20 protein-coding genes are annotated in these 25,795 nt (G+C 61.9%); 2 read left to right on the top strand and 18 right to left on the bottom strand.

The genetic code is table 11. The annotated features are described in order from the left end of the window. Positions 1-41: 41 nt before the first annotated feature. From ftsZ to coq7, 16 genes are all read right to left on the bottom strand, one after another. Positions 42-1,238, bottom strand: coding sequence for a cell division protein FtsZ (gene ftsZ, locus PQQ95_RS11355; protein WP_054040778.1), 1,197 nt, complete (start codon positions 1,236-1,238; stop codon positions 42-44). Positions 1,239-1,370: 132 nt separating this feature from the next. Beyond that, positions 1,371-2,603: a cell division protein FtsA gene (gene ftsA, locus PQQ95_RS11350; protein WP_007180311.1), complete on the bottom strand. Its 1,233-nt coding sequence runs from the start codon at positions 2,601-2,603 to the stop codon at positions 1,371-1,373. 27 nt (positions 2,604-2,630) lie between these two features. Further along, entirely contained in the window at positions 2,631-3,383 is a 753-nt protein-coding gene (locus PQQ95_RS11345) for a cell division protein FtsQ/DivIB (protein WP_408437491.1), read from the bottom strand. A gap of 35 nt (positions 3,384-3,418) precedes the next feature. Further along, positions 3,419-4,360 carry a D-alanine--D-alanine ligase gene (locus PQQ95_RS11340; protein WP_408437756.1) on the bottom strand — a complete coding sequence of 314 codons (942 nt, stop codon included), beginning with the start codon at positions 4,358-4,360 and terminating at the stop codon, positions 3,419-3,421. A gap of 5 nt (positions 4,361-4,365) precedes the next feature. Then, the gene (murC, locus tag PQQ95_RS11335) at positions 4,366-5,769 is read right to left on the bottom strand and encodes a UDP-N-acetylmuramate--L-alanine ligase (protein ID WP_408437490.1); all 1,404 of its coding nucleotides are present in this window, start codon (positions 5,767-5,769) and stop codon (positions 4,366-4,368) included. Then, complete coding sequence (gene murG / locus PQQ95_RS11330) at positions 5,766-6,884, bottom strand: undecaprenyldiphospho-muramoylpentapeptide beta-N-acetylglucosaminyltransferase (RefSeq protein WP_408437489.1); 1,119 nt, start codon at positions 6,882-6,884, stop codon at positions 5,766-5,768. The genes murC and murG overlap by 4 nt, the downstream gene beginning before the upstream one ends. After that, positions 6,881-8,170 (bottom strand): putative lipid II flippase FtsW, encoded by a 1,290-nt coding sequence (ftsW, locus tag PQQ95_RS11325; RefSeq protein WP_408437488.1) that lies wholly within the window; start codon positions 8,168-8,170, stop codon positions 6,881-6,883. Before ftsW ends, murG begins: the two co-directional genes overlap by 4 nt. Then, complete coding sequence (gene murD / locus PQQ95_RS11320; RefSeq protein ID WP_408437487.1) at positions 8,167-9,681, bottom strand: UDP-N-acetylmuramoyl-L-alanine--D-glutamate ligase; 1,515 nt, start codon at positions 9,679-9,681, stop codon at positions 8,167-8,169. The genes ftsW and murD overlap by 4 nt, the downstream gene beginning before the upstream one ends. 23 nt (positions 9,682-9,704) lie before the next feature. Continuing rightward, positions 9,705-10,874 (bottom strand): phospho-N-acetylmuramoyl-pentapeptide-transferase, encoded by a 1,170-nt coding sequence (gene mraY, locus PQQ95_RS11315; RefSeq protein ID WP_408437486.1) that lies wholly within the window; start codon positions 10,872-10,874, stop codon positions 9,705-9,707. A gap of 17 nt (positions 10,875-10,891) precedes the next feature. Next, positions 10,892-12,304, bottom strand: coding sequence for a UDP-N-acetylmuramoyl-tripeptide--D-alanyl-D-alanine ligase (locus PQQ95_RS11310; RefSeq protein ID WP_408437485.1), 1,413 nt, complete (start codon positions 12,302-12,304; stop codon positions 10,892-10,894). Beyond that, complete coding sequence (locus tag PQQ95_RS11305) at positions 12,301-13,848, bottom strand: UDP-N-acetylmuramoyl-L-alanyl-D-glutamate--2,6-diaminopimelate ligase (protein WP_408437484.1); 1,548 nt, start codon at positions 13,846-13,848, stop codon at positions 12,301-12,303. The genes PQQ95_RS11310 and PQQ95_RS11305 overlap by 4 nt, the downstream gene beginning before the upstream one ends. Further along, entirely contained in the window at positions 13,845-15,710 is a 1,866-nt protein-coding gene (locus tag PQQ95_RS11300; protein ID WP_408437483.1) for a peptidoglycan D,D-transpeptidase FtsI family protein, read from the bottom strand. Before PQQ95_RS11300 ends, PQQ95_RS11305 begins: the two co-directional genes overlap by 4 nt. Next, entirely contained in the window at positions 15,707-16,057 is a 351-nt protein-coding gene (gene ftsL / locus PQQ95_RS11295) for a cell division protein FtsL (protein WP_408437482.1), read from the bottom strand. Before ftsL ends, PQQ95_RS11300 begins: the two co-directional genes overlap by 4 nt. Then, complete coding sequence (gene rsmH, locus PQQ95_RS11290; protein ID WP_408437481.1) at positions 16,054-17,007, bottom strand: 16S rRNA (cytosine(1402)-N(4))-methyltransferase RsmH; 954 nt, start codon at positions 17,005-17,007, stop codon at positions 16,054-16,056. Before rsmH ends, ftsL begins: the two co-directional genes overlap by 4 nt. A gap of 15 nt (positions 17,008-17,022) precedes the next feature. Further along, the gene (gene mraZ, locus PQQ95_RS11285; protein ID WP_025647927.1) at positions 17,023-17,451 is read right to left on the bottom strand and encodes a division/cell wall cluster transcriptional repressor MraZ; all 429 of its coding nucleotides are present in this window, start codon (positions 17,449-17,451) and stop codon (positions 17,023-17,025) included. Positions 17,452-17,968: 517 nt separating this feature from the next. Continuing rightward, positions 17,969-18,601 (bottom strand): 2-polyprenyl-3-methyl-6-methoxy-1,4-benzoquinone monooxygenase, encoded by a 633-nt coding sequence (gene coq7, locus PQQ95_RS11280; protein WP_408437480.1) that lies wholly within the window; start codon positions 18,599-18,601, stop codon positions 17,969-17,971. A 302-nt stretch (positions 18,602-18,903) separates the two neighbouring features. On the opposite strand from coq7, the gene PQQ95_RS11275 reads away from it, so the two are divergent. Next, positions 18,904-20,079: a porin gene (locus PQQ95_RS11275; RefSeq protein WP_408437479.1), complete on the top strand. Its 1,176-nt coding sequence runs from the start codon at positions 18,904-18,906 to the stop codon at positions 20,077-20,079. Between the two features lie 221 nt (positions 20,080-20,300). On the opposite strand, the gene PQQ95_RS11270 is transcribed toward PQQ95_RS11275, so the two are convergent. Together PQQ95_RS11270 and PQQ95_RS11265 are read right to left on the bottom strand one after the other, a co-directional pair. After that, positions 20,301-21,974 carry a long-chain fatty acid--CoA ligase gene (locus PQQ95_RS11270; RefSeq protein ID WP_408437478.1) on the bottom strand — a complete coding sequence of 558 codons (1,674 nt, stop codon included), beginning with the start codon at positions 21,972-21,974 and terminating at the stop codon, positions 20,301-20,303. A gap of 147 nt (positions 21,975-22,121) precedes the next feature. Further along, on the bottom strand, positions 22,122-24,200 hold the full coding sequence (locus PQQ95_RS11265; RefSeq protein WP_408437477.1) for a molybdopterin-containing oxidoreductase family protein: 2,079 nt from the start codon (positions 24,198-24,200) through the stop codon (positions 22,122-22,124). Between the two features lie 178 nt (positions 24,201-24,378). Here PQQ95_RS11265 and PQQ95_RS11260 point away from each other — a divergent pair, with 178 nt between their 5' ends. Further along, the gene (locus tag PQQ95_RS11260; RefSeq protein WP_408437476.1) at positions 24,379-25,575 is read left to right on the top strand and encodes a M20 aminoacylase family protein; all 1,197 of its coding nucleotides are present in this window, start codon (positions 24,379-24,381) and stop codon (positions 25,573-25,575) included. The last annotated feature ends 220 nt before the right edge of the window (positions 25,576-25,795 follow it).

The raw sequence follows: 25,795 nt of genomic DNA, 5'->3' as shown, positions 1-25,795 counted from the left end.
TATACAACCCGCAGCACGGCAACGAAAGCCTGCTCGCGCGCTCAGTCCGCCTGCTTGCGCAGGAATGCCGGAATGTCGTACGTGTCGACGCCCTTTTCCTGCAGCGCCTGCACGTGCGAAGCCGCCGTATCGCGCGACGTGCGCCACACAGCCGGCGTATCCAGCGCGCCGTAATCCGCCGTGCTTGCGTGCGATTGCGACGGTGCGTAAGCCGCGTGTGCGCTGATCGGCTGATTGTCCGTGCCGGTGCGCAGCAGCGTCATCGGTGCCGATTGCTGCTTCTTCGCCGCACGGCCCAGACCCGTTGCCACGACCGTCACGCGCAACGCGTCGCCCATTGCATCGTCGTACACCGCGCCGAAAATCACGGTTGCGTCTTCAGCAGCATAGCTCTTGATGGTGTTCATCACTTCGCGCGTTTCCGACAGACGCAGCGAACGGCTCGACGTGATGTTGACCAGCACGCCACGCGCGCCCGACAGATCCACCCCTTCCAGCAGCGGGCTGGCCACAGCCTGCTCGGCAGCCAGACGCGCGCGATCGACGCCGGCAACCGTCGCCGTGCCCATCATCGCCTTGCCCTGCTCGCCCATCACCGTCTTCACGTCTTCGAAGTCGACGTTCACCAGACCGTCGACGTTGATGATTTCCGCGATACCGGCAACTGCGTTGTTCAGAACGTCGTCTGCGCACTGGAAGCACTTGTCCATCTCGGCGTCATCGCCCATCACCTCGAACAGCTTGTCGTTCAGAACGACGATCAGCGAGTCGACGTGATCCTCCAGTTGCTGCGAACCGGCTTCTGCCACACGCATGCGCTTGCCGCCTTCGAATTCGAACGGCTTGCTGACCACGCCAACGGTCAAGATACCCATTTCCTTGGCGATCTGCGCGACCACCGGTGCTGCGCCCGTACCCGTGCCGCCACCCATGCCTGCGGTGATGAACACCATGTGCGCGCCGCGCAGTGCGTCGGCGATGCGCTCACGGGCTTCTTCTGCTGCCGCGCGGCCCATTTCCGGCTTGGCGCCGGCGCCCAGACCCGTGTTGCCGAGCTGGATCACCGCGGAAGCGCGCGAACGCGACAGAGCCTGCGCGTCCGTGTTCATCACGATGAAGTCGACGCCTTGCACGCCTTTGTTGATCATGTGCTGAACGGCATTGCCGCCAGCGCCACCTACTCCGATCACCTTGATGATGGTGCCGTTCGTTTCGGTTTCCAGCATCTGGAATTCCATGTTGCCTCCGTCAAGATAAAAAATTGCAGCCACTTCGGCCGTTATTCGGCAGGAGATCGGGCAACCTCCTGTCGCGCGCCGGCCGCCGGCACCAGCGCGTATTTACGTAAAACCGTTCAAAACTCGAATTCGTTAGAAGTTGCCGAGGAACCAGTCTTTCATTCGCGTGAAGACCTGACCCATCGACCCCGACTGCACCGCGACCTTGCGGCCGCGCATCCGTTGCGAGCGTCCTTCGACGAGCAGGCCCATCGCCGTCGAATAACGCGGGTTACGCACGACGTCCGCAAGACCACCCGCGTATTCCGGCACACCGATGCGCACCGGCTTCAGGAAAATGTCCTCACCGAGTTCGACCATGCCGAGCATCATCGACGCGCCGCCGGTCAGCACCACGCCGGAGCTCAGCAGTTCCTCGTAACCCGACTCGCGCACCACCTGCTGCACGAGCGAAAACAGTTCTTCGACACGCGGCTCGACCACCGCCGCCAAAGCCTGACGCGACAGCGTGCGCGGACCGCGCTCGCCGAGACCCGGCACTTCGATCATTTCGTCCGGATCGGCCAAGGCTTGCTTTGCAATGCCGTAGTCGACCTTGATGTCTTCCGCGTCCGGCGTCGGCGTACGCAGCGCCATCGCGATGTCGCTGGTGATCTGGTCACCGGCGATGGGAATCACCGCCGTGTGACGAATCGCGCCTTCGCTGAAAATCGCGATATCCGTCGTGCCGCCGCCGATGTCGACCAGCACCACGCCGAGTTCCTTTTCGTCTTCCGTGAGCACCGCCAGCGACGAGGCCAGCGGCTGCAGAATCAGATCGTTCACTTCGAGCCCGCAACGGCGCACGCATTTCACGATGTTCTGCGCCGCGCTCACCGCGCCGGTGACGATATGCACCTTCACTTCCAGGCGGATGCCGCTCATGCCGATCGGCTCGCGCACATCTTCCTGGCCGTCGATGATGAATTCCTGCGTCAGGATATGCAGCACCTGCTGATCGGTCGGAATGTTGATCGCCTTGGCCGTCTCGATCACGCGCGCCACGTCCGTCTGTGTGACTTCCTTTTCCTTGATCGCCACCATGCCGCTCGAATTGAAGCTGCGGATATGGCTGCCGGCGATCCCGGTAAATACGTTCGTGATCTTGCAGTCGGCCATCAGCTCGGCTTCCTCGAGCGCGCGCTGAATGGATTGCACGGTGGCTTCGATGTTCACCACCACGCCCTTCTTGAGCCCCTTCGATTCGCTCTGGCCGAGGCCGATCACCTCGTAGTGGCCCTCGCCCTTCAACTCGGCGACGATAGCCACTACCTTCGACGTCCCAATGTCGAGGGCGACCAGCAGATCTTTATAGTCTTTACTCATAGCGTGCTCATTGCGTGTGATGTCCGTTTACTTCTTGCCCTTGTCGGATTCGCTGATAAAGCGCATGCCAGCGGCACGAATCGCGAAACCGTTCGGATAGCGCAAGTCTGCATACTCGATATCCTTTCCCCAACGTTGCGTCACCGCGTTCCACGCCGCGGTCAGGCGCCTGCTCCGATCGAGCAAGGTGTCCTGATTGCGTTCGCGCCCAAGTTCCACCTGCATGCCGTTCGACAGCTTCACCGTCCACGCGTAACGCGGCGACAGCGTGACTTCTTCGGGCGTTGCGCCCAACGGCGCAAACCACTTCTTGAAATCGCTATAACGCGCCACGACTTCTTTGGCCGTTCCGTCCGGGCCGTCGAACGCGGGCAGCTCTTCTTCGAGCTCGCCCTGGTTCGCGGTGAACAGTTCGCCGTCCACGCTCACCAGCTGATCGCTGCCCCACGTCCCAAGCGGTTTGTACTCTTCAAGCGTGACAGCCAGCGCATTCGGCCAAACCCGCCGCACGCTCGCGTGACGCACCCACGGCATCTGTTCGAACGCCTGCCGCGCGACGTCGAGATCCACCGTGAAAAAGTTGCCTTTCAAGCGCCCTACTACACCGGCGCGCACCGTCGGCGAATTGATGTGCTCGGTGTCGCCGTCGATCTGGATTTCGCGCAACGCGAAATTCGGACGCTGGATCAACCAGTAACCGCCTGCCGCCAGCAGCACGAGCACCAGCAACGCATGCAATGCGTTGGCGGCGAGATTGAGCTGGCGAACGTTGTTCCACATGGTGTTGCTTTCGGGTTGTCCCGGTTAGTCCTTCGTTAGTCCTTGAGCGTCAGCGCCAAGACGCCGACAACCAGTTCCTGATAGCTGATGCCTACCGCACGCGCCGCTTTCGGCGGCAACGAGTGATCGGTCATCCCAGGCGCCGTATTCACTTCCAGGAAGTACGGGTTGCCATCCGCGTCCAGCATGAAATCGGCGCGGCCCCAATCGGTGCAGCCCAGTACGTCGAACGCGCGACGCGCCAGCACTTTCAGGCGTGACTCTTCGTCAGCCGACAAACCGCACGGAATCAGATACTGCGTGTCGTTCGCGATGTACTTCGCGTGGTAGTCATAGAACTCGCCGGCCGGCACGATGCGGATCACCGGCAGATCCAGATCGCCGGCAATGCACGCCGTGTACTCGCCGCCACCTTCGATGCTCTTCTCCACCACGACGATCTTGTCGTACTTGACCGCTTCGAGCAGGGCTGCCGGCAACGCGTCAGCGCTTTTCACCTTGATCACGGCGACGCTCGAGCCTTCGCTGGCCGGCTTCACGAACAGCGGCAAGCCGAGCTTCGCGATGATGTCTTTCGCGCGCGCTTCGTAGTCGTCGCCACGCAGCACGGCTTCGAACGGCGGTGTCGGAATACCGAGTTGCTGCCACACGAGCTTGGTGCGGAACTTGTCCAGACCGAGCGCCGAGCCGAGCACACCGCTACCGGTGTAACGGATGCCGTAAAAATCCAGCGCGCCCTGAATCTGGCCGTTCTCACCATAACCGCCATGCAGCGCGTTGAACGCGCGCACGAAGCCTTCGTCCTTCAACGCGGCGAGCGGACGCTCGGCCGGATCGAACGGATGCGCGTCGATACCGGCGTCGCGCAGACCTTGCAGCACGAGGCGGCCCGAATTGAGCGACACCTCGCGCTCAGCGGAATCTCCACCGAGCAGCACTGCCACTTTGCCGAATTGTTTGGGATCGATACCGCTCATTTCACTCACACCTTCGTCTCTTGCGCGAGGCGACCCGGCACACCGCCGATCGAACCCGCGCCCATCGTGATCACCACATCGCCGTCGCGCACCACTGCTGAAAGCGCGTCCGGCACTTCATCCACCGTATCGACAAACACCGGCTCCACCTTGCCCGCGACGCGCAGTGCGCGCGCCAGAGCGCGGCCGTCCGCCGCGACGATCGGCGCTTCGCCAGCCGAATAGACTTCGGTCAGCACGAGCGCATCGACGGTCGACAGCACCTTCACAAAATCTTCGAAGCAATCGCGCGTGCGCGTGAAGCGGTGCGGCTGGAAGGCCAGCACCAGACGGCGCCCCGGAAATGCGCCGCGCGCTGCCGCCACCGTTGCCGCCATTTCAACCGGGTGATGGCCGTAATCGTCGACCAGCGTGTACGCGCCGGCCGGTTTGCCTTCCGATACGACCGGTACTTCGCCGTAGCGCTGGAAGCGTCGGCCCACGCCGTTGAAATCCGCCAGCGCTCGCTGGATATCGGCATCTTTCACTTCAAGTTCAGTCGCAATGGCAATTGCGGCCAAAGCGTTCTGCACGTTGTGCTCGCCCGGCAGGTTCAAAACGATGTCGATCGGCGCCGCGTCTTCGCGCATGGCCGTGAAATGCATCTTGCCGCCGCGTGCTTCCACATTGACCGCGCGCACTTGCGCATCCGGCGCAAAGCCGTAACGGATGATCGGTTTCGACACGAACGGCAGGATCTCCTTCACGTTCGGATCGTCGACACACAGCACTGCGATGCCATAGAACGGCAGACGGTGCGTGAATTCGATGAACGCCTGCTTCAGGCGCGCGAAGTCGTGCCCGTAGGTGTCCATGTGGTCGGCGTCGATGTTCGTGATGACTTCGATCACCGGGAACAGATTCAGGAACGACGCATCCGACTCGTCCGCTTCGGCGACGATGAAATCGCCCGTACCCAGGCGCGCATTCGCGCCCGCGCTGATGAGGCGGCCGCCGATCACGAACGTCGGATCGAGTCCGCCCGCCGCCAGCACACTCGCCACCAGCGAGGTGGTCGTCGTCTTGCCATGCGTGCCGGCAATCGCGATGCCCTGCTTCAGGCGCATCAGTTCCGCCAGCATCACCGCACGCGGCACGATCGGAATACGGCGATGACGCGCGGCCAATACTTCCGGGTTGTCGCTGCGCACCGCCGTGGAAACGACCACGGCGTTCGCGCCTTCGATGTTCTCCGCCGCGTGACCGATCGCGATACGCGCGCCGAGTGCGGCGAGGCGATCAGTAATCGCGTTGCTCGACAGATCCGAGCCGCTCACCTGATAGCCGAGATTGACCAGCACCTCCGCGATGCCGCTCATGCCGACACCACCGATGCCGACAAAGTGAATATGTTTGACGATATGTTTCATTGCTTTCCTTCTGGGCTCGCGCCCGAAATCGAACCCGCCACAGTCGCGCAAATCTGCGCGACCTGTTCCGTGGCGTCGGGTTTCGCGAGCGAGCGCGAACGCTCTGCCATCTCTGCGAGAGTCTCTCGCGTCTGGCTGCGCAACCAGTCGGCGAGCATTTCCGCCGACAGATCGCGTTGCTGCACGACCAGCGCCGCGCCGTTATCGGCGAGGAACGCTGCATTAGTGGTTTGGTGATCATCTACTGCAAACGGGAACGGCACGAAGAACGCCGCCACGCCCACTGCTGAAATCTCCGACACCGTCATCGCGCCCGAACGGCAGATCACCAGATCCGCGTTCGCGTACGCGCTCGTCATGTCGTCGATGAAAGGCACGAGTTCGACATCGGCGCCGGCTTGCAAACCCGCTGCCGCGTAGTTCTCACGCAGTGCTTCAATATGCTTCGCGCCCGCCTGGTGCACGATGCGCGGCCGTTCATTCGGCGCCAGCAGCGCAACCGCGCGCGGCACCACTTCGTTCAACGCCGCAGCGCCCAGACTGCCGCCCACCACCAGCACATTCAACGGACCCGTGCGCTGCGCGTAGCGTGCTTTGGGTGCAATTGCGCGCGCAAGTTCCGCACGAATCGGGTTTCCGGTCCATTCGCCGTGCGGCAGCGCATTCGGAAATGCAACCAGCACCCGTTTGGCGACTTTCGCGAGCACCTTGTTGGCGAGACCCGCAATCGAATTCTGTTCATGCAGCACCAGCGGACGACCGCTCAATGCAGTCATCAAACCCGCCGGAAACGTGATGTAGCCGCCCATTCCGAGCACGACATCCGGTTTCACGCGACGCAGCACGCTCAGACTTTGCGAGCAGGCGCGCAGCAGATTCAGCGGCAACATCAGCTTGGTTTTCAGGCCCTTGCCGCGCAATCCGCCGAAGCGCACGTATTCCATCGGGATGCCGTGCTTCGGCACCAGCGTCGCTTCCATGCCCGCGGGATTGCCGAGCCATACGACCTTCCAGCCCCACGCCTGCATCAGATGCGCGACCGCGAGCCCAGGGAACACGTGTCCCCCGGTGCCACCGGCCATCACCATCAGCGTGCGTTGCGGGAGAACCGTCATACCTTCCCCCCACGCATCAACACCCGGTTCTCATAATCCACACGCATCAATACCGCCACCGCCACACAATTCAGCAAGATGCCCGAACCGCCGTAGCTGACGAGCGGCAACGTCAGCCCCTTAGTCGGCAGCAAGCCGAGATTCACGCCCATATTGATAAAGGTCTGCGCGCCGAACCAGATGCCGACGCCCTTCGCGACCAGCCCGGCAAAGGTGCGGTCAAGTGCGAGCGCCTGACGGCCGATCTCGAACGAGCGGCGCACGATCCAGTAGAACATCAGGATCACGACCAGCACGCCGACAAAACCAAGCTCCTCGCCAATCACCGCAAGGATGAAGTCGGTATGCGCTTCCGGCAGATAATTGAGCTTCTCGACACTGCCGCCCAGGCCCACGCCAAACCATTCGCCGCGCCCGAAAGCGATCAGCGAGTGCGTCAATTGATAAGCCTTGCCCTGCGCGTAGCGGTCGTCCCACGGATCGAGATACGCAAAAATCCGCTCGCGCCGCCACGGCGACGCCCACACCAGCAAGCTGAAGGTACCGACCGCGGTCGCCACCAGCCCGCCAAACAGCTTGCCATTCACGCCACCGAGGAACAGCACGCCCATCGCGATCGCGGCGATCACCATGAATGCGCCCATGTCCGGCTCGAGCAGCAGCAATGCGCCGACGAGCCCCACTGCTACCGCCATCGGCAGAAAGCCCTTGGCGAAGCTCTGCATGTACTCCTGCTTGCGCACCGTATAGTTCGCCGCGTAAATCGTCACGGCCAGCTTCATGATTTCCGACGGCTGCATGTTGGTGATGCCGAGCGGAATCCAGCGGCGCGCGCCGTTCACGCCCTTACCGACGTGCGGAATCAGCACGATTACGAGCGCGGCCAGCGAAATCAGGAAGAGCTTCGGCGCGTATTTGTCCCACGTCGAAATCGGGATGCGGAACGACACGACGCCGACCACCGAGCCCATCACCACGAAAATGATCTGGCGCACGAGGAATGCGTAGTCGTGGTACGACGCGTATTTCGGCGAATCGGGCATTGCGATCGACGCCGAATACACCATCACGACACCGAGACCGAGCAACGCGACGACCACCCACAGCAACGAGTGATCGTAGTCGAGCATCCGCGAGCGCAGCGGACGCACGCCGTTGACGGCGCTCGCGAGACCACTGCCGCCGGAGCGACCCGAGGTGCGCCCCGCGCCAGCCCCGCGACCCGTATCGTCAGCGCCGGCACGGGAGCCGGCCAGGCGTGAACCGAAGCGTTCCGACCAGCTCATATCATCGTCCCCCGTTCAGCCGCAATGTCTTCCACCGTGCTGCGGAACACTGCTGCACGATGGGCGTAACCCTTGAACATATCGAAGCTCGCGCAAGCCGGCGACAGCAGCACCGCGTCTCCCGGTTGCGCCAACGCGGTGGCGGCCCGCGTCGCTTCTTCGAGCGTCGCGTGGTCGGTCATTGCGATACCGGTGTCTTCCAGCGCGGTGCGAATCTGCGGTGCATCGCGGCCGATCAGCATCACGGCGCGGCACCAGCGCATCACCGGTGCGGCGAGCGGTTCGAAATCCTGGCCCTTGCCGTCACCGCCGGCAATCAGCACCGCGCGCTGCGCAAGACCATCCAGCGCGGCAACGGTCGCGCCGACGTTGGTGCCCTTGCTGTCGTCCACGTAATCGATACCCTCGATCGACGCGATCAATTCCACGCGATGCGGCTCGCCACGGTATTCGCGCAGGCCGTGGAGAAGCGGCGCGCCAGGCAGACCGATCGCGCGCGCCAAGGCATACGCGGCCAATGCGTTGGCGGCGTTGTGCAGGCCGCGAATACGCAGTGCGTCCGCCGGCATCAGGCGCTTGAGCGCGATGTTCTTCGGCGCCGCTACTTCGTTCTTGCGACGGCGCGTCGGCGCGGGCTCGTCGCTGGCGTCGCGATCGTGCGCTTCGACCAGCCAGATCATGCCGTTGTCACGCAGCAGGCCATAGTCGCCATCGTTCTTCGGCTCGGTGACGCCGAACGTGATCATCGCGGCATCGCTATCGGCCGAAGGCGCCAGCGCCATCACTCGCGCGTCGTCGCGATTCAACACACGCACGGTTTGTGTACCGAAAATGCGGCCCTTCGCGGCGGCATACGCATCGAGGCCGCCATGCCAATCCAGGTGATCCTGCGTGATGTTCAGCACGACCGCGGCATCCGGAGTAAACGTATGCGCGGTTTCCAGCTGGAAGCTCGACAGTTCCAGCACCCACACGTCGGGCAACGCGGTGTTGTCGATCGCTTCGCTGAGCTTGTCCAGCGCGGCCGGGCTGATGTTGCCCGCCACCGCGACCTTCTTCCCGGCGCGTTCGCACAGGAGACCGGTCAGGCTCGTCGTCGTGGTCTTGCCGTTGGTGCCGGTGATCGCGATCACTTTCGGCGCATAGCCGCTTTCGCCGAGCGTCTTCAATGCTTGCGCGAAAAATTCGAGTTCGCCCCAGACAGGGATGTCCCGCTCACGCGCCGCCGTGATCAACGGCAGCAAATCAGCGGCGAGCGGCGACAACCCCGGGCTGATCGCCACGAGTTCGACGCCTTCGAGCAACGAGAGCGAGAACGGCCCGCCGACGAACTCGGCATCGACGCTGTGCGCTTCCAGCGCGGACAGGTTCGGCGGTACCTCGCGCGTATCGGCCACACGCAGCCGACAGCCGTGCCGCGCGCACCAGCGCGCCATCGCGAGACCGGATTCACCGAGTCCCAGCACGAGCACCATCGGCTTTTGCCGATCCCGAAACTTCTCGCCAAACATCGCCTGCTTCCCCTAAATACGACTTAACGCAACTTGAGCGTGGACAAACCGAACAGACACAACATCAGGGTGATGATCCAGAAGCGCACAACCACCTGCGTTTCCTTCCAACCCGACAATTCAAAATGGTGATGCAACGGCGCCATCTTGAAGAGACGCCGCCCTTCGCCGAAGCGGCGCTTGGTGAACTTGAACCACGTGACCTGCAACATCACGGAAAGCGTCTCCGCGACGAAAATGCCGCCCATGATGAAGAGCACGATTTCCTGGCGCACGATCACGGCGATCGTGCCGAGTGCGCCGCCCAGTGCGAGCGCGCCGACGTCGCCCATGAACATCTGCGCCGGGTGTGTGTTGAACCAGAGAAACGCGAGCCCTGCCCCACCCATCGCCGAACAGAAGATCAGCAGTTCGCCGGCGCCGGCGATATGCGGAAACAGCAGGTACTTCGAATAGACGGAGCTGCCCATCACGTAAGCGAACACACCGAGCGATGCGCCGACCAGCACGACCGGCATGATCACGAGGCCGTCGAGACCATCGGTGAGATTGACCGCGTTACTCGCGCCGACGATCACCAGATACGTCAGCACGATGAAGCCCCACACGCCGAGCGGATAGCTGATCGATTTGACGAACGGCAGCATCAGGTCGGCGCGCGCCGGCAAGCCCATCGACAAGCCGCTGCGCACCCACGCCATGAACAGGTCGAACACGCGCACGTTGCTCGCTTCGGACACGCTGAACGCGAGATACACCGCCGCGAACAGGCCGATCACCGACTGCCAGAAATATTTTTCGCGCGACGACATCCCGCGCGGGTCCTTGTAGACCACCTTGCGGTAATCGTCGACCCAGCCGATCACGCCGAACCCGAACGTGACGAGAATCACGATCCAGATGAAACGGTTGGTCAGATCGGCCCACAGCAACGTTGCCACGGCGATGCCGAGCAGAATCAACACGCCGCCCATGGTCGGCGTACCGGATTTGACGAGATGCGATTGCGGACCGTCTTTACGAACAGCCTGGCCGACCTTCATCGCGGTCAGCTTGCGGATCACTGCCGGGCCACAGACGAGCCCGATCAGCAGCGCGGTGATGGTGGCCATCACCGCACGAAAAGTCAGATAACTGAACACGCGCAAGAAGCTTGCGTCATTCTGCAGCCATTGCGCCAGCGCCAGTAGCATGCTTCGGTCCTTCTATTTCAATGTGCGGCGGACGTATTGCCCGCTGCGTTGGGTTGTGGACTCGTTACGGCGTCCACCACGCGCTCCATTTGCATGAAGCGCGAGCCTTTCACGAGAAACGTTGCGGCAGAGCCGAAACCGCCCTGCTGCAATTGCGCGACCAGCGTGCCGACATCGGCAACGTGATGCGCGCCCGGGCCATACGCGGTGCAGGCGTCGCGCGAGGCGTCGCCCATGGCGTACAGCACGTCGATACCGCGTTCTTTGGCGTAGGCACCGATTTCGCGGTGAAACGCCGGGCCGTTGTCGCCGACTTCGCCCATGTCGCCCATCACCAGCACGCGCGGCGATGCGCGCGACGCGAGCACATCGATCGCCGCGCGCATCGAATCGGGGTTCGCGTTGTAGGTGTCGTCGATCACGGTTGCGCCGGCGAGTGTGCCGAGCGCGGCACGCTTCACCTGCAAGCGGCCTTTCACGGCGCCGAACGATTCGAGGCCGCGCTTGATCGCTTCGAGCGACACGCCTGCGGCAAGCGCGGCAGAAGTCGCGGCCAACGCGTTGTGCGCGTTATGGTCGCCGAGTACCTGCAGCGTGACGTCGACGTGGCCTTCCGGTGTGACGATGCTCAGCACATTGCCGGTGAACGTTCCGGTTACGGCAGCTTCGGTCACGCGCTCGGCGGTGTTCAAAGCGAAGTCGATGATGCGGTTGCCGGTTGCCGCGACGCGCCAGATGCTCGCGTAGGCATCGTCGGCCGGAAACACGGCGACGCCTGCCGGCGTGAGTGCGTGAATCACGCTGGCGTGTTCGAGCGCAACGGCTTCGACCGTCGCCATGAATTCCTGATGCTCGCGCTGTGCGTTGTTGACCACCGCGACCGTCGGCTCGGCGATTTTCGCGAGCAGCAAGGTCTCGCCCGGGTGATTCATGCCGAGTTCGACCACGGCCAGTTGATGCGCGGCGTGCAGACGGAACAGCGTGAGCGGCAAGCCGATATCGTTGTTGAAGTTGCCCGCGGTTGCGAGGCGTGCTTCCGCGCCGACCGCAGCGGCGAAAATCGACGCGATCATTTCCTTGACCGTCGTCTTGCCATTACTGCCCGTCACGGCGACGAGCGGCATGCTGAATTTGCGCCGCCAGCCACGTGCCAGTGCGCCGAGCGCGACACGCGTATCGGCCACGCGCAACGCGGGCACGTGCCAGTCTTGCGGCGTGCGCGTCACCAGCGCGGCCGTGACATTGCGCGACGCCACTTCCGGCAGGAAGTCGTGCGCGTCGAAACGGTCACCCTTGATCGCGACGAACAGATCGCCCGGCCCCGCGCTGCGGCTATCGGTCGACACGCGTTCGAACGTGACGCCGTCGTCACCCAGCACCGTTGCGCCCGGGATCAGCGCGGCGGCTTCACGCAGCGAGAACATCATCATTCGCCCCCTCCGCGTGCGTGCGTCGCCCGTGCGGCGAGCGCAAGGCGAGCGTGGTCCTGATCGGAGAAAGCGCGCTTCTTACCCATGATTTCCTGTGTTGCTTCGTGTCCCTTGCCGGCTAGCACGATGACGTCTTCGCGTGCGGCACTGCGGATCGCCTGCAGGATCGCGCTCGCGCGGTCTTCGATGCGGCGTGCCTTCGACGCGTCTTTCATGCCCGCGGCAATCTGCTCGATGATCGACTGCGGATCTTCGCTGCGCGGATTGTCGCTGGTCACGACCACGCTGTCGGCGAGCTTCTCGGCGATCGCGCCCATCAGCGGACGCTTGGTCGCGTCGCGGTCGCCGCCGCAGCCGAACATGCAGATCAGTTCGCCACCGCGTGCGGCCGCCATCGGGCGCAGTGCTTCCAGAGTTTTTTCCAGCGCATCCGGCGTGTGCGCGTAATCGATCACAACGAGCGGCTCGTCGTTCTGCAAGCGGCCGCCAAGACGTTGCATGCGGCCGTTCACCGGCTCGAGCTTCGCCAGTTCGGCAAGCGCGGCGTCAAAGGGCACGTCGGCGGCGAGCAGGGCGCCGAGTACGCCGAGCAGATTGCTGACGTTGAATGCGCCGAGCGTTTGCACGTCGACTTCGGCGTTGCCCCAGTCTGACGTGGTCAGATGAAACGCGGTGCCGGTCGCGGTGGCGCGCACATTCGAGGCGAACAGCAACGCGTCGGCGTCCGGCGCGTCGTTGAGCGCTTCGCCAAGGCCGTAGGCGATCGTGCGCGCATGCCCTTTCGTGCTCGCGAGCAGGCGGCGACCGGCGGCATCGTCGCGGTTGATCACCGCGGCGCGCAGCTCCGGCCACGCGAATAGACGCGCCTTGGCGCCTTCATACGCTTCGAACGTGCCGTGGTAGTCGAGGTGGTCTTGCGTGAGATTCGTGAACACGGCGATATCGAACGCCGTGCCGTTCACGCGGCCTTGATGCAGCGCATGCGACGACACTTCCATCGCCACCGCCTGAGCGCCGGCGTCGCGCAATTGCGCGAGACTGCGTTGCAGTTGCGGCGCGTCGGGCGTCGTAAAACCCGTGTGCACCAGTTGACCCGGCAAACCGGTGCCGAGCGTGCCGATGATCGCGCAACGCTTGCCGAGTGCGGTCAAGGCCGCCGAGATCCATTGGCTGCAGGACGTCTTGCCATTCGTGCCGGTGATGCCGATCGCCAACATGCCGTCGCTCGGATCGTTATACCAGGCGCTCGCAATCGAACCGGCGAGTTCGTTCAACGCCGGCACGGCCAGCGTCGTGGACGGATCGATCGCGCCGCTAAAGCCTTCGGGCTGAACCAGCACGGCTGCCGCGCCACGCTCGAGCGCGCCGTCGATGAACGGGCGGTTGTCCGCGCCGTCGACCGCATAGGCGAAAAACGCGTCGCCCGCGGCGACCGTACGCGTGTCGGCGTGCAGATGCGCGCCTGGCTGCACATGTGCGTGCAGCCAGTTGAGTGCGTCGGCGATTTGCCGGTGCGCCGGATGCTTCTTACGCAGCGCACTCATCGCACAACTCCGGGATGGCTTTTCGCGTTGGCGGAAATCGTCATCTTCTTCGCGCCGCTGCTGGTGGAGAGTTTTTTGACCGTCGTGGGCGAAGGCGGCGCACTCGGCGCGGCCGGCGCCGAATCGTCCGACACAACCATCTGCTTGACCGGCATATCCGGCGGCACGTTCAGCGAACGCAGCGTATCGCCGACGATCGCCGAGAACACCGGACCCGACACCTGACCGCCGAAGTGGCTGCCGGCAGTCGGTTCGTCGACCGATACGGCGACGACGATGCGCGGATTCGGCATCGGCGCCATGCCGACGAACGAAGCACGGTATTTGGAGTGGTCGTAGCCATGAGCGCCATGCTTGTACGCGGTGCCGCTCTTGCCGCCGACGCGATAGCCCGGCACGGCCGCATCCGGCGAGGTGCCGCCCGGTGCCGTGACGGTTTCGAGCATCGCGCGCACTTCGCGAGCGGTGGTGGGCGCGAAAATTTGCGGCCCCGTTGCCGGCTGATCGCCAGGCGTGCGGAAAATCGACACCGGCATGATCTCGCCGTCATGCGCAATCGCGGTATATGCACGCCCCAACTGGAACAGCGACACCGACAAGCCGTAGCCGTAGGACATGGTCGCCTGTTCAATGCGGCGCCAGCTCTTCCACGGACGCAGGCGACCCGCCGCCGCGCCCGGAAAGCCGACCTTCGGCGCCTGGCCGAGACCGATGCTGGTGTACATGTTCCACATCTCTTCGGGCTTGAGCTGCATGGCGATCTTCGTCGCGCCGATGTTGCTCGACTTCTGGATCACGCCGCCCACCGTCAGCACGCCGAACGCGCTGTCGTCGGTAATCGGCGCACCGTCGAGCACAAAGCGGCCCGGCCCCGTATCTACCAGTGTAGTCGGCGTCACGCGGTGCAGGTCGAGTGCGAGCGACACCGTGAACGGCTTCATGATCGAGCCCGGCTCGAAGGTGTCCGTGAGAATGCGGTTGCGCAGCTGATCGCCCGTGAGGTGCGAACGGTCGTTCGGGTTGTACGTCGGGTAGTTAACGAGCGCGAGCACTTCGCCGGTCCGCACGTCGATCACCATCGCCGCGCCGGCCTTCGCCTTGAATTTCTCGACGGCCGCTTTCAGGTTCGTATACGCGATGTACTGGATCTTGCTGTCGATCGAGAGGTCAACGTCCTGGCCGTTGTGCGGTACGACCTGCTCGTCCACGTCTTCGATGATATGGCCCATGCGGTCTTTAATGACGCGGCGGCTGCCCGACATGCCGGCCAGCAACTTCTGGTCGCCCAGCTCGACACCTTCCTGGCCTTCGTCTTCCACATTGGTGAAGCCGATCAGGTGAGCCGTGATCTCGCCTTCCGGATAGAAGCGCTTGTACTCGTCGCGCGCATAAATGCCGGGGATGTCCAGCGCGGTGACTTTCTCGGCGACGTCGACCGGCACCTGGCGCTTCACGTAGACGAAGTTCTTATCTTCCGACAGCTTGGCGCGCAACTCCTTGTTCGTCATATCGAGCAGCTTGCCGAGCTGGTTCAGCTTGTCGGCGCCGAGGTCGTCCGGCACCGAATCGGGAATCGCCCAGATGGCGCGCACCGGCAGACTCGTGGCAAGCACGAGGCCGTTGCGGTCGAGAATCTTGCCACGCGTGGCCGGCAGTTCGAGGCGGCGCTGATAACGGATTTCACCCTGCTTCTGATAAAAGGCGTTGCCCGGCCCCTGAATCCAGAAGGCGCGCGCGGTCAGCGCGACAAATGCCATGAACAGCATGAACACGACGAGTTTCGAGCGCCACATAGGCAGACGCACCGACAGGATCGGGTTCGCCGAAAAGGCGACACTTTTGCGAGCCGACGATTTTTTCATCGCACGCCTCCGCGACGGGTCGCATCCGGCGCCGAAGCCGGGCCGGAAGTCGGGATCGGCGCGTCCTCAGCCTTGGCTGCGCCGGGGTCGAGCGTCAAGTACTGGGTGCGCCCGGTCGTGACCGATTGCATCTTGAGAGAATCAGTGGCGATCTGCTCGATACGCGACGTCTTCGACAACGCGCTCTGCTGATATTGAAGCTGTGAATAATCCTGCTGCAATTGGCGCTCCTGCGATTGCGCGCGCTGCAACTGGATAAAGATCTGACGCTGCTGATTGGTTGCGTTGACGACAGACAAAGCACAGCCCATCACGATGATCAGCAGGAAGATATTGAGGCGATTCATGGCGCAATCCGCTCCGCCACACGCATCACGGCAGAACGGGCGCGCGGGTTCGCGGCGACTTCAGCGTCGCTGGCGAACACACGGCCGATGATTTTGAGCGGAGGGCTCGGCAGATCGACCGCACGAATCGGCAGACGGCGGTCCACCGTAGGCGTACTGGCGTGCGCCTGCATGAATCGTTTGACGATCCGGTCCTCAAGCGAATGAAAGCTGATGACCACCAGCCGCCCCCCTTGCTCCAACAGCGACAACGCTGCTTCTAAAACGACTTGCAGCTCCGCAAGCTCTTGATTGATGTGAATCCGTATAGCTTGAAAGGTGCGGGTTGCCGGATCCTTGCCCTTCTCACGGGTCTTGACGACGTTAGCCACGATTTGGGCAAGCTCGCCCGTGCTGACGAGAGGCCCAAGACGGCCGGACTCTGCCCGGCGAGCAACAAGCGCCTTTGCAATCTGAAAAGCAAACCGTTCTTCCCCATAATCTCGTATCACCTCCGTCAGTTCCTGCACCGTGGCCCGCGCCAGCCAGTCAGCCGCGGACTCGCCGCGCGTCGGGTCCATCCGCATGTCGAGCGGGCCGTCGGCGCGGAAACTGAAACCCCGCTCCGGATCGTCGACTTGCGGCGACGACACACCCAGATCCAGCAAAACACCCGACACCCGTCCTACCCCGCGCTCCGCAATCGCGTCACGCAGCGAAGCAAAACTCTCGTGCACGATGCCAAAGCGCGGATCCGCAATCTGCTGAGCCGTGGCAATGGCGAGCGGGTCTTTGTCGAACGCGATCAGACGCCCTGACTCACCCAGCTTCTCCAGCACCAGCCGGCTATGACCGCCGCGCCCAAACGTACCGTCCACATACACGCCGTCCGCGCGCGTCACCAGCGCCTCGACCGCCTCTTCCAGCAGCACCGTGCGATGCTGCAATTCGTTTCCCATCGCAGGTGCCATATATGTAGTCCGCGATCAGAACGTGAAATTCTTTAACGCTTCGGGCATGCCCTCGGCGATCGCTGCCTGTTCCTTTGCTGCGTAAATTTGTGCGTCCCACAACTCGAAGTGACGACCCATGCCGAGCAGGTTCACTTCCTTTTCCAGCGAGCCGGCCGCGCGCAATTCCGGCGACACGAGCACTCGCCCCGCGCCGTCCATATCGACGTCCATGGCATTGCCAAGAAAAATGCGCTTCCACCAGGCCGCGTTCATCGGCAGCTTGTCGACCTTGTCGCGGAAGATCTCCCACTCCGGGCGAGGAAAGAGCAACAGGCAGCCGTCCGGGTGCTTGGTGATCGTCACCCGGCCCTCTGCCTGTGTTTGCAGCGCATCCCGATAGCGAGAGGGAATCGACATCCGCCCTTTCGCATCGAGCGTCAGCGCCGACGCCCCTTGGAACACTTCGCTCTCCCCTGTCGACCAGCGTTAGCGCTTTAGCGCTTACGCTGGTCCCATGCAGTTCTCTGCGGTCGATCGCCGTTAGCGCTTTAGCGCTGACGGTGACCCCATGCAACCTGGTTACTCGCGGCGTTTTTGCGCCAGCTGCCCGATTCGTGAAAATCTACCCGAAACTGCCTGTGAGATCACACAAAAATACACTTTCTCACACTGTCTCCCACTTTAGAGTAACGCTAAACAGGGGTCAAGGGAGATGCGCGCTTTTCGAGCGAATTTTGTTTGTTAGAACAAGGACTTAGCGCGACTCCTTCACGTCAGACATAAAACGGAAAACCGTTATAAATGAATGAGCTAGTGAAACTTGTGAAGGTGATACGTGAAAAGTGCGAGGGAAAGGCGCGGAATGTAAGAGATCGTGAAGCGGGATCGGGAGGTGTTTGCTGGCGTTCCGGGTATGGCGGGCGAACGGCGCGCGAGGCGCCATCCCACTCTCAGACGATGCTAAGCAGAGGTCTCGAACTTATATGTAATAGGCGGTGCGGGTCATGACTTTCGATACTGCGCGCATCAGCGCGCGCGCAGGGAACGGCAACTCGACGCCGCCCGCGTCCATGGCCGATTTGCCGTGCTCCGCTTCATCTATGCGCATCTGCTCGACGATCGCGCGCGACTCGCGGTCGGCCGCCGGCAACTGATCCAGATGGCTATCCAGATGCTGTTCGACCTGCCGCTCAGTTTCGGCCATGAAGCCAAGACTCACCCGATCACCCAGGCGGCCTGCCGCGAGGCCGATTGCCAAGGCTCCTGTATACCAGAGCGGGTTCAACAGGCTTGGACGCGAATCGAGCGCCTCGAGGCGTTTGGCCGTCCACGCCAGATGATCTTCTTCTTCGACGGCAGCGCGATTAAACACAGTCCGCAGAGACGGTGATCGGGTTGCGAGTTTCTGAGCCTGGTAAAGCGCCTGGGCACACACCTCACCGACGTGATTCACACGCATCAAGCCGGCCGCATGCGCGCGTTCCGCCGGGGAGAGCTCGGCCGGTTCCGCAGCCGATTCTTGCGGAATGGGTAATGGACGGCTCATCCGCGACACCCCGGTCATTGAGCGTAAACCCCGATCAAACTCGCTAATCAACTCGTCCAGAAACATTCGGCACTCCCTCATTCGACACTCGCCCCGTCGCGCTGACAGGTCCACGCGACAAGGCTTTGCGGGGTAAACCCGGCTTCGCGAAGACCTTGAATTCAAACGATTCCGACGGCCAATTTCAGATTTTAGACCATGTTGCGTAAACGAAACAGGACCCGTCCCGGCCGTCTCCTTTTTCTTTGTGCCATGTATGCCTTTTGTTACATTACGTGCAACTTCTCGCGAAGTTGGACAAGCAAGGCCTCAACGCTAGACAAATATTCGCCTTGTACAAAAGATTCGTAATCCTTGGAGATCATTCGATGAAAAAGTCGCTTCTCGCTCTCGCAGCACTGGGCGCATTCGCAGGCGTCGCACATGCTCAGAGCAGCGTGACCCTGTACGGTATCATTGACGAAGGCTTCAACATCAACACCAACTCGGGTGGCAAGCACCTGTACAACCTGTCCAGCGGCGTTCTGCAAGGTTCGCGTTTCGGCCTGCGCGGCACGGAAGATCTGGGCGGCGGTCTGAAGGCAGTCTTCGTGTTGGAAAACGGCTTTGACGTGAACTCCGGCAAGCTGGGTCAAGGCGGCCTGATGTTCGGTCGTCAAGCTTACGTTGGTCTGTCGAGCCAGTTCGGTACGGTCACGCTGGGTCGTCAGTACGACTCCGTGGTCGACTACGTCGGTCCGCTGGAAGCCGGTGACCAATGGGGCGGCTACATCGCTGCTCACCCGGGCGACATCGACAACTTCAACAACGCGTACCGCACCAACAACACGGTCAAGTACACGAGCGCAAACTACGGCGGCCTGACGTTCGGCGGCACGTACAGCTTCGGCGGCGTTGCTGGCAACGTCACGTCGAACCAGATCTGGTCGTTGGGCGCTGGCTACAATAACGGCCCCCTCGCTCTCGGCGTCGGTTACTTGAACGCACGTACGCCGGCAGCTGCTGGCGGCCTGTTCAACAACGGCGGCACGGCTGCAGCACCGGCCGCAGCTGTGGCATCGGTACCGGTCTACGCTGGCTTCGCGTCGGCTAACACGTACCAGGTTATCGGCGCAGGCGGTGCATACACGTTCGGCGCAGCAACCATCGGTGCAACGTACTCGAACATCCGCTTCGGCAACCTGGGTGCGTCGTACGCATCGCCGTTCAAGGGTCAGTCGGTTACGTTCAACAACGCTGAAGTCAACTTCAAGTATCAGTTGACCCCGGCATTGCTGATCGGCGCAGCGTACGACTACACGCGCGGCGCGGAAATCGAAGGCGCATCGCGCGCTCAGTACCACCAAGGCGCGGTTGGCGTGGACTACTTCCTGTCCAAGCGTACCGACGTGTACGTGACGGGTGTGTACCAACACGCTCTGGGCGAAACGCTGAATGCAGCGGGCACTGGCGTGATCGACGCAACGGCAGGCATCAACGGCCTGACGGGTTCGTCGAACCAGAACCAGTTCACGGCTCGCGTCGGCATCCGCCACAAGTTCTAATAAGTCGTAATAAAGCAGTTTGCCTCAAAGGCGCCTTCGGGCGCCTTTTTTTATGGCCACACGCACGGCGCATCCAGACTGGTTTGTGTGGAAACGACGGCTCAAAGAAAAAGGCCCGGCAGACTTTCATCTGCCAGGCCTTTCTCTTTCTTCTCGCAATGCGTTACTTCATGTCGGCGCTATTCAGGCTGATAGACTTGTTGATACGCATGACGACGCGCTTACGCCCGGCCGTCGCGCAACTCGCGACGCAGAATCTTGCCGACATTGCTCTTCGGCAGTTCAGTCCGGAATTCGACGATCTTCGGCCGCTTGTAGCCCGTCAGTTGCTGTTTGCAGTACGCGAAGATGTCCGCATCGGTAAGCGCCGGGTCCTTCTTCACGACAAACAGCTTCACCGCTTCGCCCGAATGCTGATCCGGCACGCCGACCGCTGCGACTTCGAACACGCCCGGCAGCTTGGCAACCACGTCCTCAATCTCGTTCGGATAGACGTTGAAGCCGGAGACCAGAATCATGTCCTTCTTCCGGTCGACGATCTTGACGAAGCCGTTTTCGTTCATCAAGCCGACATCGCCAGATTTGAAGAAGCCATCCGGCGTCATGACCTTGGCCGTTTCGTCCGGACGGTTCCAGTAACCCGCCATCACCTGCGGGCCGCGAATGCAGATTTCTCCTGCTTGACCCAGCGGTACCTCGTTGCCTTCGTCGTCGCGAATCGAGATTTCCGTCGATGGCAGCGGCAAACCGATCGTGCCGCTATATTCCGTGACCGTTGCAGGATTGCAAGTGACGCACGGCGACGTCTCCGACAAACCGTAACCCTCGATGATCGGCGTATGCGTATGCTCGAACCAGCGCTTGGCAACAGCCTCCTGCACTGCCATACCGCCGCCATTTGCTGCGATCAGCTTCGAAAAATCGAGTTTATGGAAGTCCGGGCTGTTCAGCATCGCGTTGTACAGCGTGTTGACGGCGGGAATCGTTGTGATCGGATAGCCTTCCAGCGCCTTGATCATGCCGGGGATATCGCGCGGATTCGGAATCAGCACGCCGAGGCCGCCGGTACGGATCGTCAGCAGTCCGCAGACCGTCAGCGCAAAGACGTGGTACAGCGGCAATGCGACAACGGTGATGAACTGATCGATGTCCGTGCGGTTGGCGCGAACCGGATCGAGCCAGATTTCGGACTGCAGCACGTTGGCGATGAGGTTCCGATGCAGGAGCGTCGCGCCCTTGGCCACGCCTGTCGTGCCGCCCGTGTACTGTAGAAAAGCGACGTCGTCCGGACCTTGCTGGACCGGCTTGAAATTCTGTCTGCCGCCCTCGGCGATCGCCGTGTTGAACTTGACATGGCCCGGCAAGCTCCACGCCGGCACCATCTTCTTCACGCGCCGTACGACGAAATTCACCAGCGTGCCCTTCACGCCCATCAAATCGCCCATGGCGGCGACGACGACGTGCTTGACCGACGTATTACGCACGATGGCCTGCAACGTGACAGCGAAGTTTTCAAGCAGGATGATCGCTTCCGCGCCGCTGTCCTTGAGCTGATGCTCGAGCTCCCGCGGGGTATAGAGCGGATTCACATTCACCACCACGTAGCCCGCGCGCAAGATCGCAGCAATCGCGACGGGATATTGCAGCACATTCGGCATCATGATCGCGATGCGCGCGCCGCGGGCAAGCCCCTTCGACTGAAACCATGCGGCCAGTTTGCGCGAGAGCTCGTCGAGCTCGCCGTAGCTGATCTCCTTGCCCATGCAGACAAACGCGGGTTTAGCGCGGTGGTCGCGGAAGGCTTCTTCGAGCAGTTCGGCAAGGGACGAATAGCGAGTCGGGTCAATCTCTGCGGGAACGCCGGGTGGATAAGATTTCAGCCAGATTTTGTCCATGCAGCGTCTCCTCCTTTATTTTCGAATGGTCGTGCTAAAAACGCATCGTAGCATGGGCAACCCTTTGCTATTTGCGAAAAGCGGCTGGGTTAGACTGCAGCCTCGAACCCATTCAGGGCCGTAGCTGCATGATTTTTGAGCGTGTTTTCAGGCGCGCGCGACCTCGACGAGGCAGTCGTAGAATGTAGCCGATCCGCCCAGATCGGTGAGCGCCTGGCTGGTGACCTGATTGGCGTTGCGGCCGTCGGGCGCGAGCTTCTTCCACCAGATCGACAGGCCGACCACGAGCCCTTGACGGGCCTTGTCGGTAACACGGGCGCGCGCCTGCATCGAGCCGCGATCATTGAATATGCGCACCTGGTCACCGTCGGCAATGCTTCGCTGCTGCGCGTCGGCCGGATGGATATCCAGATGCGGCTCACCTTCCGTCGAACGCAGGCTTTCGATGTTCACGAAGGTGCTGTTCAGGAAGTTGCGGGCAGGCGGTGAGATCATTGCAAGCGGGTAACGGGCGGCCAGTTCCGGCGCGCCATCCGCGGACTCGTAGGGCGGTAGATAGTCCGGCAACGGATCGAGCCCTTGCTGCGCGAGGCGCTCGCTGAAAAACTCGCATTTGCCGGACGGCGTGCGAAAGCCCCCCTCAGCGAATGGCGCGTCCGGCAGGTTCAGCGCTGCCCAGCCGGTTTTCTTTAGCGAGTCCCAACTGACGCCCTCAAGGGCTTTGTCGTTCCAGCGAAAAGCCGACTGCGCGATCGCCTCGTCGCTCTCGTAAAGCGCCGGCTCCTGCAGACCCATGTGACGCGCCAGGCCGCGAAAGATTTCCGTATTCGGGCGTGCATCGCCGACCGGCGCAATTGCCGGCAAGTTGACCATCACGTGCGTGTGTCCGTATGACTTGTGCACGTCCAGGTGTTCCAACTGCGTCGTGGCAGGCAACAGCAAGTCGGCATAGTCCGCGGTATCGGTCCGAAAGTGCTCGAGGACGATCGTGAACAGGTCTTCGCGTGCAAAACCTGCGGCAACCCGTTCCGAGTCCGGCGCGACCGCCACTGGATTCGAGTTATAGACGATGATCGCTTCGACTTTCGGGCCAAACGCGGCATCGCCCGGGTGCAGCAGCGCATCGCCGATGGCGTTCATATTGATGACGCGCGAAGTCCTGGCGGGCCAACCCGGCATCAGGTCCGGGCGCTGCAACGCGTGTGAATCCACCGGCGCCCATCCGCCCGAAGACAGCAACACCCCACCCGCCCGCTCGCGCCATGCCCCAGTCAGCGAAGGTAAGCAGGCGATGGCGCGCACAGCGTTACCGCCGCCACGCACCCGCTGCAGGCCATAGTTCATCCGGATCGCGGCCTTCTTCGTGCTGCCGTAAAGACGCGCAAGATCGACAATGACCCGCTCATCGACACCGCAAATTTGAGCAGCGCGTGACGGCGGATAGCTGAGCGCGCGCGTCCTGAGTTCGTCGAAGCCCAGCGTATGGGCCGCTATGTAGGCGTGATCGAGCAAATTTTCCGTGATCAACACGTTGATCATGCCGAGTGCTAACGCAGCGTCGGTTCCGGGCTTCAGTGCGATGTGCTGGTGGCATTTTTCCGCCGTCAGCGACCGGTACGGATCGATCGCGATTAGCTTCGCGCCGCGCCGCTTGGCTTCCTGGGCGCGTGTCCAGAAATGCAGGTTCGACGCGATGGGATTCGAGCCCCAGATCAGGATGACCTCGCTCTCGGCGAAAAATTCGGTGAGCATGCCGAGGCTGGCGCCGTAAGTGTATTTCAGGCCTGCGGCGCCGGCGGCTGCACAGATCGTGCGGTCTAACTGCGATGCGCCGAGTTTGTGAAAGAACCGTTGCGCAATGCTGTCGCCCTGAACCAGGCCCATCGTGCCGGCGTAGCTGTACGGCATGATGGCTTCTGGCGCTCGGTTCGCGATCTCCGACAGGCGCGCTGCAGCTAACTCGAACGCCTCATTCCAGCTGATCGGCTCAAAACGCCCTTCGCCTTTGCGACCGACGCGTTTCATCGGTGTCGTCAACCGATGTGGGTGGTGCACCCGCTCGGCATAGCGGCTAACTTTGGTACATAGCGCGCCTTGAGTCGGCGGATGATCGGGATCGCCGACGACCTTGATCGCCCGTCCGCCTTCGACGGTCACGCGCATCGCGCAAGTATCCGGGCAATCGTGCGGGCACACCGCGCGGGCGAATTCAGTTGGAGCATTCATCGGCGGTTTGTCCAGGAGAGCGGTAAGCGGTGGGGCAATCCCGAATTTTATTACGTCCGTAGCCCGTTGACCTGCATGGTGCCGCCGAAAACACCTTCGGCGTAGAATCGGTTATCCACGTGCCCGGGCGATACGGCCCCGAGCGATTCCACGCAAAGCAAAGCACAAGCGCACCATCATGAAACTGATCCCAGAAATCCAGGCCGCCCACGGCGAAATTCAAAGCCTCCGACGAACGATTCATGCCCACCCTGAACTGCGTTACGAAGAAACAGCAACAGCGGATCTGGTTGCGACGACACTTGAGTCCTGGGGTATCGAAACTCATCGCGGATTGGGCAAAACAGGCGTAGTCGGCGTACTGAAGCGCGGTAACGGATCGCGTTCGATCGGACTGCGCGCCGATATGGATGCGCTACCGATTCAGGAGCTAAACAGCTTCGAGCATCGCTCGCAGAACGACGGAAAAATGCACGCATGCGGCCATGACGGACATACCGCGATGCTGCTCGGCGCGGCGCGACATTTGGTCAAGTATGGCGAATTTGACGGCACGATCGTATTCATCTTTCAACCAGCAGAAGAAGGCGGCGCCGGCGCACAGGCAATGATCGATGACGGCCTGTTCACGAAATTTCCGGTCGATGCGGTTTTCGGAATCCACAATTGGCCGGGCATGCCGTCAGGCCATTTCGGCGTGACCGAAGGCCCAATCATGGCGTCCAGCAACGAATTCCGCATTGAAATCAAAGGCGTGGGTTCGCACGCGGCACTGCCGCACAACGGCCGCGACCCCGTATTCACGGCGGTTCAGATCGCGAACGGCCTGCAGGGCATCATCACGCGGAACAAGAAGCCGCTCGACACCGCAGTACTGTCGATCACCCAGATTCACGCCGGCGACGCCCTCAATGTTGTCCCGGACGATGCGTGGATCGCTGGCACTGTGCGGACTTTTACCACCGAAACGCTTGATCTGATTGAAGCACGCATGCGTAAGATCGCAGAAAGTACCGCCGATGCCTACGATTGCTCAGTCGATATCCACTTTCATCGCAACTATCCACCGACCATCAACAGTAGCAAAGAGGCTCGCTTTGCGGCGGAAGTCATGAAGGAAGTGGTCGGCGCGGAAAATGTCGACGATGCGGTCGAACCGACAATGGGCGCCGAGGATTTTTCGTTCATGCTGCTGGCGAAACCGGGCTGTTACGCATTTCTCGGCAATGGCGACGGTGGGCACCGAGACTCAGGACATGGTGCAGGGCCGTGCATGTTGCATAACGCGAGCTATGACTTCAACGACGAGCTATTGCCAATCGGCTCGACGTATTGGGTTCGGCTGGCGCAACGATTTCTGGCACAGGAAAAATAAGAGGTGTTGGGTGTAAGCGAAGCGGTGATTTCTGCGTCGCAGTTTCGTAAATGCCGGGCGTTTTGATATCGGATGATATGGGGCGGCGGGGGAACTGCCGCCGGGGGTTTTCCGGCAATGTTGATGGGCGTGACGCCGGCAGAACGTGAACCGCACCGGGCAGGATGCTCACGGCGGCGCTGTTTCCAGAGGGCTGCTTTTTTGCGGGCGTTTGCGATCG

It is taken from the genome of Paraburkholderia caffeinilytica, from assembly GCF_046030355.1.
GTDB lineage: Bacteria > Pseudomonadota > Gammaproteobacteria > Burkholderiales > Burkholderiaceae > Paraburkholderia > Paraburkholderia caffeinilytica_B.
This window is presented reverse-complemented; position numbering and strand designations above follow the sequence as displayed.

Coding starts and splice junctions, on each gene's coding strand:
- ftsZ (WP_054040778.1), bottom strand. CDS start 1,238: ATGGAATTCCAGATGCTGGAAACCGAAACGAACGGCACCATCATCAAG.
- ftsA (WP_007180311.1), bottom strand. CDS start 2,603: ATGAGTAAAGACTATAAAGATCTGCTGGTCGCCCTCGACATTGGGACG.
- PQQ95_RS11345 (WP_408437491.1), bottom strand. CDS start 3,383: ATGTGGAACAACGTTCGCCAGCTCAATCTCGCCGCCAACGCATTGCAT.
- PQQ95_RS11340 (WP_408437756.1), bottom strand. CDS start 4,360: ATGAGCGGTATCGATCCCAAACAATTCGGCAAAGTGGCAGTGCTGCTC.
- murC (WP_408437490.1), bottom strand. CDS start 5,769: ATGAAACATATCGTCAAACATATTCACTTTGTCGGCATCGGTGGTGTC.
- murG (WP_408437489.1), bottom strand. CDS start 6,884: ATGACGGTTCTCCCGCAACGCACGCTGATGGTGATGGCCGGTGGCACC.
- ftsW (WP_408437488.1), bottom strand. CDS start 8,170: ATGAGCTGGTCGGAACGCTTCGGTTCACGCCTGGCCGGCTCCCGTGCC.
- murD (WP_408437487.1), bottom strand. CDS start 9,681: ATGTTTGGCGAGAAGTTTCGGGATCGGCAAAAGCCGATGGTGCTCGTG.
- mraY (WP_408437486.1), bottom strand. CDS start 10,874: ATGCTACTGGCGCTGGCGCAATGGCTGCAGAATGACGCAAGCTTCTTG.
- PQQ95_RS11310 (WP_408437485.1), bottom strand. CDS start 12,304: ATGATGATGTTCTCGCTGCGTGAAGCCGCCGCGCTGATCCCGGGCGCA.
- PQQ95_RS11305 (WP_408437484.1), bottom strand. CDS start 13,848: ATGAGTGCGCTGCGTAAGAAGCATCCGGCGCACCGGCAAATCGCCGAC.
- PQQ95_RS11300 (WP_408437483.1), bottom strand. CDS start 15,710: ATGAAAAAATCGTCGGCTCGCAAAAGTGTCGCCTTTTCGGCGAACCCG.
- ftsL (WP_408437482.1), bottom strand. CDS start 16,057: ATGAATCGCCTCAATATCTTCCTGCTGATCATCGTGATGGGCTGTGCT.
- rsmH (WP_408437481.1), bottom strand. CDS start 17,007: ATGGCACCTGCGATGGGAAACGAATTGCAGCATCGCACGGTGCTGCTG.
- coq7 (WP_408437480.1), bottom strand. CDS start 18,601: ATGTTTCTGGACGAGTTGATTAGCGAGTTTGATCGGGGTTTACGCTCA.
- PQQ95_RS11275 (WP_408437479.1), top strand. CDS start 18,904: ATGAAAAAGTCGCTTCTCGCTCTCGCAGCACTGGGCGCATTCGCAGGC.
- PQQ95_RS11270 (WP_408437478.1), bottom strand. CDS start 21,974: ATGGACAAAATCTGGCTGAAATCTTATCCACCCGGCGTTCCCGCAGAG.
- PQQ95_RS11265 (WP_408437477.1), bottom strand. CDS start 24,200: ATGAATGCTCCAACTGAATTCGCCCGCGCGGTGTGCCCGCACGATTGC.
- PQQ95_RS11260 (WP_408437476.1), top strand. CDS start 24,379: ATGAAACTGATCCCAGAAATCCAGGCCGCCCACGGCGAAATTCAAAGC.